Below are 11791 nucleotides of genomic sequence, written 5' to 3'. Positions count from 1 at the left end.
GGTCCGGGGGGGATTATCCCCCCCGGCGGGGTCTGGGGCAGCGCCCCAGGGTGTTATCTTTTTGGACAATGCCAACCAGCATCTCTTATTCGCGACTGTTTTTTAGCTGGAGTATGGTCGATAACCCCAGACGAACTTTCCTTGAAATCGTATTCCGCGACATTGATGGGGCTAAGGCCGACCATCTCTTGCTGCGTTATGTTCCGAATATAGACATCCCAATGACCGCCTTTTCCTCCGGAGATATTCGGTCGCGCCCAGCAATTGCCAAATCGGTCGAGCCAGGCGATTTTCGATTCACATGTGCGAAAAGCATCCACCTCCCGCCATTTGTTTGGAGGGCAAAAAGGGTATTTCGTCTCTGTCCCCGGCAACCGCCAGTCAAAGCGGGTGGTCCAGTCTTCCTCCAAATTTCGCACATGATAAACACAAAGCACTTCTTTGGATTCGTGACCGTCCATTTGCACGGAAAGAGCCCACGGCTTCATTTCGTGCAAGGCGCTCTCCCCGACGGAATGTTTGTGAATATTGCGGGTCTCCAGCCTTCGGGTCAAGATGACGACCTCCTCCCCGGTGAGAAGAGCCCGAACCACTGCCCGGATCATGGCCTCCTGCCAGTTTGTTCCCCCCGGAACACGGGAAAGATCGAACAGTTCTTTGAAACCTTCTACCTTCCGGATGGAGAAAGACTGGGATGGTTTAGGCGGTGCGTCCTGTTTGCATTCCTGAAGTTGCACGAGGAAGGGTTGATTTGCTTTGCTTTCTTGCAGCCGTCTCCCCCACTCATCCCACAATCGGTTCCAATATTCGGGAAATGCGATAAGCCGGATAGAGTATTCCCGACAGGCCCGGAGGACAAATTCGATATCGTCTTGCAGTTCCTTCTCATTGGATCGGGGCAGAAACAGGGCCGGATCCAATATTCCGATCACGGCTCCACCTCATCTTCCGGCTCGTCATCCTCGATGAAATGGATGTTGATTTGCTCTTCGGCAGCAGCCTCTTTGGTCTTGTCGAGCCGGGCATAGAAGATGGCGCTCTCTTCGTCGGAGGCTTCGTCCATGAACTCTTGCGGCCAATGCTCTTCAAGCCCACCTTCGGCGGTCAAACGGCTCACCTCTGCTTTGGATTCGCCGCTGGTTTCGTCCTGGGAGACTTCGATGATGGCGACATTTTCCAACAGCCATTTTTCCAGTTCGCTACCCGCCCCCGCCTCGACGGCCATGCGGCGCAGACGGCGCACCAGATGATCGTTGTGGGTCTCCACGATCAACTGCCGCCGTGCCATGGCCAGACTGACGAAGTAGTGCGCCAGACGGCTGGCCACCTTGGGGTGGATGTGGGCTTCCGGTTCTTCGAGGATGATGTGGCTGTAGGAGTTGCAGTATTCTTCGTAGTCTGGGAAAGAAGGCTCATCGATCCAATCAAGCGGAGAATGGCCATCCTGTGAAAGTTTGGCGAAACGTAATGGATCAGCGTACAAGCCAAGTTCCACCAGAGGAAACAGGAAATTCAACCCTCGCCCAACATGAGGTAGATTTGCCTTTCCGATGTGAATTTGAAAAACATGGTCTGAAATATCGGCCACCTTCAATGGCGCCTTTATGCCAAGCGAAACCATTACATGGTTGATGGCCTTCTCCAAAGGCATAGATAATAGTTTATTTTCCTTTGTAATTGATGCCTCTCCTAGCAAACAGGGCTTTGGCGAAAGGAAATAAACAAACTTATTTCGATTGTGGTACAAAATCTGAGGAGCAAACTCTCCTCTTATTCCGATTTCTCTAGGTTCGCTTGTTGGCGCTTTATATAAACTTGACGGATGATCTCTGTGAGAGCTTAGATAGAATGATTCTCTCAGAATTTTTGTTAAAGCATCCAATGGTTTCTCAAAAAAGGTTCTAATTTGATTATAATCAGTTTCGAATGAAAGCATATTATCAAGCGGTAAAATCATCGGGATAAAGTGATTAAACTCTACTTTTATATTGTCGATTATTTGACCATTCAAACTGCATCGCCAAAAATCATCCTTATAAAATACTTCTATCTTATTGTTTTGACTTTGCTGATTTAAGGTAGCAATACTTGTTAGTTCCAGTCCTGTTAATACGGCATAACCTTCTATTTCGTGAGTATCAATACAAAGTTTTGATGATATAGAACATGAACAAGATTGATTATCAAGCCTACCTTCTGGACTATTTTCACCCCAAGGAGCAGCAGAATCCCATAAATACTTATCCCCTTTTTTATTTCTTATATTGAATATATTCCCATTGACCTTTCCTTCCCACTCTAAAGTAAGAATCGGTCCCGGAACAACCACTGACTTCTCTGGCCAACCTGAAGTCAACTCCCGCAGACTGAAGGCCTCCACCAACGGACCGTCCAAACTTAGAGGTATAGAAATTCTCGGATCATCCAGCGTTTGCTTTAATAACAACAAACTCTGAATCAGCGTACTCTTCCCGGAATTGTTCCGCCCCACAATTACCGTCAGCGGCTTGATCGGAATCGTCGTCGCTTTCCGGAAACTCTTGAAATTCTCTATCGTCAGGGAGGTCAGTCTGGCGTTTTTCACTCGGTCGGCTCGATGCAGTCAAAGGCAACGTCCCAGGGCGCTGCCCTGGACCCGCCGGGGGGGATAATCCCCCCCGGACCCCCGTTTTTTTTAAAAGGAAAAAGATGTTCTTGAAAGTCAAAGGAAATTTTATAAAGTCAAAGGATGTTTTATAAAGCCAAAGGAAATTTTATAAAGTCAAAGAACTACTTCGGGGACAGGAAATACAACGCACTCCCCTCCTGCTGCATAATCCCCGCCGCCCTCTCCGCCCCTTCCCCGAACCCCATGAACAAATCCACCCGCCCCGCCCCCTTGATGGCCCCACCCGTATCCTGATTCACCACCCACATCAACTTCTCCCGCCACGACTCCGGTACCTCCTTCTCCCCAAATACCGGCAACTTCGTCCTCAACAACCCCGGCGCACCCTTCGGAAAAAGCTGATGATCCGTCGCAATCGAATGCCCCGCCGTCAACGCCACCCCAATGTTGCCAAACGGCCCACCCTCCTGCTCCTGAAAAAACACATACGAAGGATTCGCCGTCAATACCCGCCTCACCTCCTCCGGATGCGCCCCCAACCACGCCTTGAGCCCCGGCATGCTCATCTGCCCCCGACTCATCTTGCCCTCTTTGATCAGTATCGCCCCGATCGACCGATACGGATGCCCGTTGGCCCCCTGATACCCCAGCCGAATCCGACTCCCATCCGGCAACTCCACACGCCCCGAACCCTGAATATGCAGAAAAAACAACGCTAACGGATCCTCAACCCAAACAATCTCCAAATTGCGCCCCGACAGCCGGTTGGCATAGTCGATGGCATCCCGATCCCAGAACGGCTTCAGCCGGTTGCCCTCCACCCGCGCCACCAGCTTGCGCCCCTTCCACTCCTCCGACCACTCCCCCAAATCCGCCGTCAACAAATCCGGCGGCAAGCGATAAACCGGATGCCGAAACCGCTCCGAAAATTTCCGATCCCCTTTGAGCAACGGCTCGTAATAGGCCGTCACCAACACATCCTTCTTCTCCGCACGACCCGTGCTGCGCCACAATCGGAACTCACCCCGCAAAACCTCCGCAACCTCCTGCGGACCCTTCTCCCGCGCCAGCGCCGCCAGACGCAAACACGCCTCCCGCATGACGGACGCCTTCACCTCCACCTCGCCGAAACGTACCACCGCCGAGGCCGGCAGCCGCTTGTAATAGTCGGCGCTGCCCGCCAAGGCCTCAGCCCAACGCTGCAAACCATCCGCCCGCTTAAGCTCCGGCAATACCTCCTCCCACCGCGCCTCCACCAATACCGGAACCACGGCGACAGGAGCCGGGGGACGATGCCCCCGGCTCCACAAAATCAGCGCAAACGCCACAAACCCCAGAACCAACAAGGCCAATTGCGGCCCGTGGCGTCGCATCCCGGCGAAATCGTTCACCACGCCGCCTTGGCCACTTGCTCAGCCTGCTGAATGGCCGAAAGCTGCCAGTTGGGATCCCGCGAACCGATCTCCTGGGTAAAGGTCCAATACTCCTCCACCCGCGACGGACGATTCGGATCCCCCTCCAACACCTTGCCGTAACGATCCAGCGTGGCCTCCACCATCGACACCACGAAACGCACCGTCAGATAGTTGAGACCCGCCTCCTGCCACACCTCGGAGACCTCCACCGTCTCGAAGACGATCTTGTCCACCACGCTGCGTTCGCCCCGATTGCGGGAAGAGGTGGCCTGCTCCTCCACCATGGCGAACAGCCGCTCCGTCATCAACGGCCGCAACGCCTCCGGCTTCCACTCCACCCAGGAGTTCTGCAACTCGGTGAAAGCAATGCGGGCTCCGGTCAAAAAGGCCGCTTCGGTGAAGTTGCGATCCGCCGCCTGCAGCCGGGCCAAACCGGCATCCACTTCGTTGCCCGCCGGGGATGCGGCATACGTACCGCCGCTCACCGGGGTGTCCTTGGCAAAGAAATCCTCGGCGCTCTTGCGGGCCGTGAGAGTGCCACCCTTGTCGGCTTGCACCTCGTATTGCGGCGCAGGGGCGCGGCGCGATTTGAAAAAGCGCCAGGCCATGTAAGCCAGACCCGCCATCAGCAGGATGTCGAGCAGACCCGTGCCGGAAAAGGCCCCGCCGAAGAGCAGGGAGCCCAGAATGCCACCCAGCATGAAGCCGCCGATGCCGCCGAGCAGACCGCGACCGAAACCGCCGGAAGTGGCGGGAGCCGCCATGCCCGGCGTGCCGGTCTGATGGCTGCCCATCGCCTCACGGGCCGGCGGCGCCTTGGGGGTGGAGAAACTGCGGGATCCCCGTGAACCGAAGGAGCTGCCGCCGCCCATGCGACCGGCATCCGCCTCCTCGGGCAGGGTCCAGGCCAGAACCATTACCACGGCCAGAAAGGCCGAAGCGAGTTTCCAAATGCGCCAGTTAACCATGTCCTTGCTCCTGTTACGGTGGGTAAGGCCGGGGCAACGCCCCGGTGTTCCTTCAGTGTACTCCTCAAACCTGTCGCCAAGCTTAAACACGATAATCTTTTGACGTTTAATATGTTATCCTTTTGAAAGCAAAAAAAGAAAATGTTCTGTCCTTTGACGTGTTCTTTATCGATCTTTCAAATTTTCAAACACCCTCTTGAACCGGTTCAGAAACATTCTGGAAAATCAACAATACGGACACGTCAAAAGATAGAACATTTTCTTTTTTTGATACTTAAAGAATTAAATATTGAAAGATCATCTTATCGCCCGCCACAGCACCTCCGCCAGCGGCATCACCCTTACGCCCTCCTCCCGCAAGCCCGCCTCGATGTTGAGCAGGCAACCGGGATTGGCCCCCACCACCGTGTCGGCCCCGCTGGCGCGGATGGCGGCGATTTTCAACTCCCGCACCCCCCGACTGCGCTCGGGATGACGCAGCAGGTACTCCCCACCGGCTCCGCAGCAGAAAGCCCCGTCGGGAATGTCGCCCAGAGCCACCGGCAGCGTCGCCAGAACACTCCTCGGCTCGTTGATTATGCCGGATCCGTGGCGGGTTTGACAATGGTCATGAAAGGCCAGCCTCCCCAGGCCGGGATCGGCCTTGGGAAGATCGGACCAATTCTCCGCTTCCGCCAGAAATTGCGACAGGGTGTACACCTGTTTCGCCATCCGTTCCGCCGGGCCCGCCGAAGCGTTATGCTTGCCGAAGATGTGACCGTAGGCCTTGAGGGTGGAAGCACAGAGATCGGAATCGGCCACGATGGCGTCGAAGGGGCCGTTCCCCTCCAACTGCCGCATCAACAGGGTGGCCTGCCGCTGCAGGGCGGGCCAGTCGCCCCGTTCGCGATGGGGCGCGCCGCAGCAGCCGAACTGCACCAGGGAAACAGGGCGGTGTCCCAGCCGCACCAACAGATTGAATGCGGCGGGATGGGTGGCCGGATAGAACAACCGGGCCATGCAACTGCCGATCAGGGCGATACGCCATCCCCCCGATTCGGGGACGGGCAGGGTTTGCACCTTGGCGGGAGGGCCGTCGGGCACCAGGCCTTCCAGCCGGGCCAGGGCGGGAAACAATCGCAGCAGGGCCCGCAGGGGACGCCGCAACCCCGAACGGCGGTAGAGGCCGAGACACCATGCCGCCGCACGACTGCGCCCGGCGTGATCGGTGATGGCGTGGAACAGCCGCGACAGACGGTTGGCCGGCAGCGGATGGTGTTTGCGGGAGAGGCTGACCAGGTGACCCGGCTTGACCCCCGCCGGACAGGCGGCGTGACAGGCGCGACAGAGCAGACAGTGGGAGAGGACGGCCCCCGCCTCCTTTGCGCCGAGGTGGCCGTCCCGCAGGGCCAGCAGAATGGAGACGCGGCCACGGGGCGATTCCACCTCGTTGCTGTCGGCCCGATAGGTGGGGCATACCGGCAGACAGTAACCGCAGTGGGTGCAGGCCTCGGCGGGGGCGATGAAGGCGAAGGCATCCTTTTTGGCGGCGGGTGATGACATTTGGGAAAAGTCCGTTACAATGGCGGTCAGGGGTCGGACAATCCGGTCCGACATCAGGATATACGGGAATCGTCAGGCAGGGAACGCTACCATGGCAGGACACAGCAAGTGGGCCAATATCAAACACCGCAAGGGGGCTCAGGACGCCTTGCGGGGCAAGATTTTCACCAAACTGATCCGTGAGATCACCGTGGCTTCGCGCAACGGCGGCGGCGACATCAACGCCAACTTCCGTCTGCGCACCGCCGTAACGGCGGCTCGGGCGCAGAATCTGCCCAAGGACACCATCGACAAGGCCATCAAACGGGGCACCGGGGAGTTGCAGGGCGTCAACTATGAGGAGGTGCGCTACGAGGGCTACGGCCCGGCGGGCGTCGCCGTTCTGGTGGACACCCTGACCGACAACATCAACCGCACCGTGGCCGAAGTGCGCCATCGCTTCGCCAAACACGGCGGCAACCTGGGCACCCACGGCTGCGTCGCCTTCCTCTTCGACAAAAAAGGCATGCTGGTCTACGAAAACGTCAACGAGGAGGCCCTGATGGAAGCCGCCCTGGAAGCGGGAGCCGAAGACGTGATCAACGACGGCGGCAGCTTCGAGGTGATCACCGCCCCCAACGATTTCGAAGCGGTGCGGGACGCCCTGGCGGCCAAGGGTTTCGCCAATCCCGTCTCGGCGGAGGTGACCATGCGGCCCCAGAATACCGTCACCCTGGACGAAACCGCCGCCATCAGCATGCTCAAGCTGCTGGACGCCCTGGAAGACAACGACGACGTGCAGAAGGTCTACGCCAACTTCGACATCCCCGACGAGATCATGGAGAGGCTGGGCTGATGCGGGTTCTGGGCATCGACCCGGGCAGCAACTGCACCGGCTGGGGCGTGCTGGAAGACGGGGTCAAACCGGCCCATGTGGCCCACGGCTGCCTGCGCCCGCCGGAAGACCTGCCCGTGGCGCAACGGCTGCTGTTCCTGTTTCGCGGCCTGGAAGGCGTTATCGGACAGTACGCGCCACAGGCGGCGGCGGTGGAGTCGGTCTTCGTCTCCCACAACGCCCAGAGCGCCCTCAAGCTGGGCCAGGCGCGCGGAGCCCTGCTGGCCGGTCTGGCGGCGAGCGGTCTCGACGTGGGGGAATACACCCCCCTGGAGGTGAAAAAAGCGGTGGTGGGTTACGGTCAGGCGGAAAAGGGCCAGGTGCAGGAGATGATGAAGATGCTGCTCTCCCTGCCCAAAGCCGCCCCCGCCGACGCCTCCGACGCCCTGGCCGTGGCCTGGTGCCATCTGCACCATCTGCGCTGGCAGTCGCGGGGGGGCCGGGTGGCATGATCTCCCAACTGAAGGGGCTCGTGGCCGAAAAGGATACCGACCGGGTCATCCTGGACGTGCAGGGAGTGGGCTACGAACTGGCCATTCCCCTCAGCACCTACACCAGCCTGCCCCCGGTGGGCGAAGCCTGCCTGCTCTTCTGCGAACTGCAGGCCCCGGAAGGATTGTTGCGCCTCTTCGGCTTCGCCACACGGGAGGAGCGGGCCCTGTTCGACCTGTTGCAAAGCATTGCCGGAGTCGGTCCCAAACTGGCGCTGGCGGTGTTGTCCACCTATTCGCCCCCGGAGTTCGTCTCCGCCGTGGCCACGGACGACATCAACCGGCTGATGCGCATCACCGGCGTGGGTCGGCGCATCGCGCAACGCCTGGTGGTGGAGCTGAAGGACCGTCTGCCCGTCTTCGCCCCCCTGCCCGGCGCGCCCGCCGCAGCCGCCACGCCGAAGGAGACGGCGGGTCAATTGCGGGAGGAGGTGCTCTCCGCCCTGACGGGCCTGGGTTATCGTCGCGCCCAGGTGGAACCGGTGGTCAAACAGGTGCTGACCCCTGAGATGACCGACGCGGGCACCGCCCTCAAGGCGGTGTTGCGGGCCCTGGCGCCATGAACGAACCGGAAGGGGACCGCCTGATCTCGGGAGCCTCTCAAAGCGGCGAGCCCCTGAGCGAAGCGGCGTTGCGTCCCAAGAACCTCTCCGAATTCGTCGGACAGCCCCGCTTCAAGGCCAATCTGCTGGTCTTCCTCCAGGCCGCCAAAGAGCGCAAGGAGAGCCTGGACCACCTGCTGCTCTTCGGACCGCCGGGATTGGGCAAAACCACACTGGCCCGCATCGTGGCCGCCGAGCTGGGCGTCGGACTGCGCACCACCTCGGGACCGGTGATCGAGAAAGCGGGTGATCTGGCGGCGCTGCTGACCAATCTCAACGAAGGTGATGTCCTCTTCGTGGACGAGATCCACCGTTTGAGCCCCGCGGTGGAGGAGATCCTCTACCCGGCCATGGAGGACTACCAGCTCGACATCATGATCGGCGAGGGGCCGTCGGCCCGTTCGGTGCGTCTCGATCTGCCCCGCTTCACCCTGGTGGGGGCCACCACCCGGGCGGGCATGCTCACCTCGCCGTTGCGGGATCGCTTCGGCATCCTGGCCCGGCTGGAGTTCTACTGCGCCGAGGATCTGGCCCGCATCGTACTGCGCGCCGCCTCGCTGCTCGGGGTTCCCCTGAGCGACGACGGCGCCATGGAGATCGCCCGCCGCTCCCGGGGCACGCCGCGCATCGCCAATCGCCTGTTGCGGCGCATTCGCGATTTCGCCCAGGTGCTGGGCGAGGGCCGCATCGATCGCGCCGTGGCCGATCGCGCCCTCACCTCCCTGGAAGTCGACGCCCTCGGCCTTGACCACATGGACCGGCGGCTGTTGCTGTGCATCATCGACAAGTTCAACGGCGGACCCGTCGGCCTCGATACCCTGGCCGCCGCCATCGGGGAGGATCGGGACACCATCGAGGATGTCATCGAACCCTATCTGCTGCAGGAGGGTTTTTTGGAACGCACGCCGCGGGGTCGTCAGGCCACGGCTGCCAGCTATCGTCATTTGGGTAAACCGGGGGCTCCCATGAGTCAGGGACGCCTTTTATGAGACTGAATTGATTTTTTTCAGTAATACGGGGGTCCGGGGGGGATTATCCCCCCCGGCGGGTCCAGGGCAGCGCCCTGGGACTTTTGCTGTTGACCTCCTACCCCATGGGGTCCAGGGGGAACCCCTGGGACTTTTCCTTTCGCCGTTGATTCGGTCACATGGTTCGGTGCGGGCTTGGCAATATTTACTTGAGAAATTGGTTAAAATTATTTAAATAAACTAATAACAGACACGTCAACGGACAGAACATTTTCTTTTTTTGATTTCTAAAATATAAAATATTGAACGTCAAAGGATTAAAAGATTATCACCCCCTGACTTCGGGAGCTCGGCAACGCCCTCATGAGAAATACCCCTTTCCTTTGGCCCGTGCGTGTCTATTATGAGGATACGGACGCTGCGGGGGTGGTGTATCACAATCGCTATCTGGCCTTCATGGAGCGGGCGCGCACCGAATGGTTGCGCTCCTTCGGCATCGGCCAGGAGGAGCTGGTCCGTTCTTCGGGCCTCCGATTTGCGGTCACGGAAATGCAAATCGCCTTTTTGTCCCCCGCTCGTCTCGACGAGGCCTTGACAGTGAGCGTGGCACGGGGCAAAACCGGACATGCCAGCTTTTGGTTGCATCAAGAGGTGACGCACGCCGAGCGCAAGCTCATTCGGGCCGAGGTGCGTCTGGTTTGTATCAACGAAGCCTTCAAACCCGTGCGGTTGCCCGGCTTCCTGCAGGAGGTCCTCATCGCGAGGAGCATAAACGAGCCATGAATGCCGCAGCCCAACATTCGATCTGGGATCTGGTCGCCCAGGCCTCAATTCTGGTTCAACTGGTCATGCTGATGCTGCTTCTCGCCTCGGTGGTCTCCTGGGGCATCATCATGGACAAGTTGCGCCGCTTCATGCGCATCAATCGCGAGGCCGACGCCTTCGAAGAGCGTTTCTGGAGCGGCAACAGCGTCACCAGCCTCTTCCAGGCCGCCTCCAAGGAGTGGCCCGATTCACCCATGGCCATCGTCTTCATGGCCGGATTCCGCGAGTGGAAACGCTGGGAAACCGGCGAACGCACCCAGTCGGGATTGCAGGATATCGAGGTCGGCGACCTGGTCGCCTCGGTGCGACGCGCCATGGCCGTAGCCCTCAACCGGGAGATGGACCAGTTGGAACGGGGACTCACCTTCCTGGCCACCGTCGGATCCACCAGCCCGTTCATCGGGCTGTTCGGCACGGTGTGGGGCATCATGAACGCCTTTCGCGGCCTGGCCGGAGCCAAATCCACCACCCTGACCATGGTGGCTCCCGGTATCGCGGAGGCCCTCATCGCCACCGCCATCGGACTGGTGGCCGCCATCCCGGCGGTGATCGCCTACAATAAGTTTTCCGCCGACGCGCGTCGTCTGCATCAAAAGATCGACAACTTCGGCACCGAGTTTCTCAACATTCTGGAAAGGCGCGTGGCCCAGGTCAAACGGGGCGCGTGAGGGTGCGGCAATGGGCATGGGAGTGGGCGGCCAGGGATCGGACCGGCATCGCCCCATGGGGGATATCAACGTCACCCCCTTGGTGGATATCATGCTGGTGTTGCTCATCATTTTTATGGTGGCCGCACCGCTGCTGACCCAGGGCGTGGAGGTGGATCTGCCCAAGGCGGAGTCGAGCCCCCTGTCAACCGACAACGAACCGCTGATCGTTTCGGTAACCCGGGACGGCAGCCCCGCCATCGAGGAGAAGCGCGTCACCTTCGAGGAGCTGCGCGTGCGCATCAACGCCATAAAACGCACCAACCCCAAGCTGGTGGTTTACGTGCGCGGCGACCGACTGACCTCCTACGGACAGGTGATGGCAGTGATGGCCTATTTGCAGGAGGCGGGTGTGTCCCAGGTGGGACTGGTGACCGAACCCCGGTGAGTCCATGGTCCCCGCCCCGACGTACATAATCTCCATTGTGGTGCATCTGTTGTTGCTGGGGCTGCTCTATCTGGCCCCGGCCTGGAGACAGATGCCCCCGCCGCCGCCGCCGCCCATGCATGCCTCGCTGGTGCAACTGCCCAGCCAGAAGACCGCGTCGCCGATGGCCAGGCCGCATCAGCCCGATGTGGCCCCGCAGGGGGATCCCGCGCCGCCGGCCAAAAAGCCGGAGATGCCCAAACCGGTTGCCAAACCCGAACCGAAGCCCGAGCCCAAACCGGAGCCCAAACCCGAACCCAAGCCCGAGCCCAAGCCCGAGCCCAAGCCCGAGCCCAAGCCGGTACACAAACCGAACTCCCCGCCTCGCCCCTACCCTACCCCTCACCCGCCAACCCGTCCAAAC

General features: G+C 59.7%; 12 protein-coding genes and 1 pseudogene. 8 read left to right on the top strand and 5 right to left on the bottom strand.

What is annotated here, in order from left to right; translation table 11 throughout:
• Positions 1 to 53 precede the first annotated feature (53 nt).
• From HQL56_13720 to HQL56_13700, 5 genes are all read right to left on the bottom strand, one after another.
• Positions 54 to 932, bottom strand: a complete 879-nt coding sequence (locus tag HQL56_13720) for a hypothetical protein (protein MBF0310578.1) — start codon at positions 930 to 932, stop codon at positions 54 to 56.
• Positions 929 to 2584, bottom strand: a complete 1656-nt coding sequence (locus HQL56_13715) for an AAA family ATPase (GenBank protein MBF0310577.1) — start codon at positions 2582 to 2584, stop codon at positions 929 to 931. Before HQL56_13715 ends, HQL56_13720 begins: the two co-directional genes overlap by 4 nt.
• 185 nt (positions 2585 to 2769) lie before the next feature.
• Positions 2770 to 3999, bottom strand: a complete 1230-nt coding sequence (locus HQL56_13710; protein ID MBF0310576.1) for a murein transglycosylase A — start codon at positions 3997 to 3999, stop codon at positions 2770 to 2772.
• Positions 3996 to 4991, bottom strand: a complete 996-nt coding sequence (locus HQL56_13705) for a Tim44/TimA family putative adaptor protein (GenBank protein MBF0310575.1) — start codon at positions 4989 to 4991, stop codon at positions 3996 to 3998. Before HQL56_13705 ends, HQL56_13710 begins: the two co-directional genes overlap by 4 nt.
• Before the next feature lie 297 nt (positions 4992 to 5288).
• Positions 5289 to 6533: a (Fe-S)-binding protein gene (locus HQL56_13700; GenBank protein MBF0310574.1), complete on the bottom strand. Its 1245-nt coding sequence runs from the start codon at positions 6531 to 6533 to the stop codon at positions 5289 to 5291.
• A 91-nt stretch (positions 6534 to 6624) separates the two neighbouring features.
• On the opposite strand from HQL56_13700, the gene HQL56_13695 reads away from it, so the two are divergent.
• The 8 genes and pseudogenes from HQL56_13695 (at position 6625) to HQL56_13660 (ending at position 11791) form a co-directional block, all read left to right on the top strand.
• Positions 6625 to 7368: a YebC/PmpR family DNA-binding transcriptional regulator gene (locus tag HQL56_13695; protein ID MBF0310573.1), complete on the top strand. Its 744-nt coding sequence runs from the start codon at positions 6625 to 6627 to the stop codon at positions 7366 to 7368.
• Positions 7368 to 7859 carry a crossover junction endodeoxyribonuclease RuvC gene (ruvC, locus tag HQL56_13690; protein MBF0310572.1) on the top strand — a complete coding sequence of 164 codons (492 nt, stop codon included), beginning with the start codon at positions 7368 to 7370 and terminating at the stop codon, positions 7857 to 7859. The genes HQL56_13695 and ruvC overlap by 1 nt, the downstream gene beginning before the upstream one ends.
• Positions 7856 to 8461 carry a Holliday junction branch migration protein RuvA gene (gene ruvA / locus HQL56_13685; GenBank protein ID MBF0310571.1) on the top strand — a complete coding sequence of 202 codons (606 nt, stop codon included), beginning with the start codon at positions 7856 to 7858 and terminating at the stop codon, positions 8459 to 8461. The genes ruvC and ruvA overlap by 4 nt, the downstream gene beginning before the upstream one ends.
• Positions 8458 to 9489, top strand: a complete 1032-nt coding sequence (gene ruvB, locus HQL56_13680; GenBank protein MBF0310570.1) for a Holliday junction branch migration DNA helicase RuvB — start codon at positions 8458 to 8460, stop codon at positions 9487 to 9489. The genes ruvA and ruvB overlap by 4 nt, the downstream gene beginning before the upstream one ends.
• Before the next feature lie 342 nt (positions 9490 to 9831).
• A complete protein-coding gene (gene ybgC, locus HQL56_13675) occupies positions 9832 to 10251 on the top strand; it encodes a tol-pal system-associated acyl-CoA thioesterase (GenBank protein MBF0310569.1) in 420 nt (139 codons plus the stop codon).
• Complete coding sequence (gene tolQ / locus HQL56_13670) at positions 10248 to 10961, top strand: protein TolQ (protein MBF0310568.1); 714 nt, start codon at positions 10248 to 10250, stop codon at positions 10959 to 10961. The genes ybgC and tolQ overlap by 4 nt, the downstream gene beginning before the upstream one ends.
• A gap of 10 nt (positions 10962 to 10971) precedes the next feature.
• Positions 10972 to 11388: a protein TolR gene (gene tolR / locus HQL56_13665; GenBank protein ID MBF0310567.1), complete on the top strand. Its 417-nt coding sequence runs from the start codon at positions 10972 to 10974 to the stop codon at positions 11386 to 11388.
• 214 nt (positions 11389 to 11602) lie between these two features.
• Positions 11603 to 11791, top strand: a pseudogene (locus HQL56_13660) (hypothetical protein).

It is taken from the genome of Magnetococcales bacterium (genome assembly GCA_015231925.1).
GTDB lineage: Bacteria > Pseudomonadota > Magnetococcia > Magnetococcales > JADGAQ01 > JADGAQ01.
The sequence above is the reverse complement of the archived record's forward strand: the minus strand, read 5'-3'. Positions and strand labels throughout refer to the sequence as shown.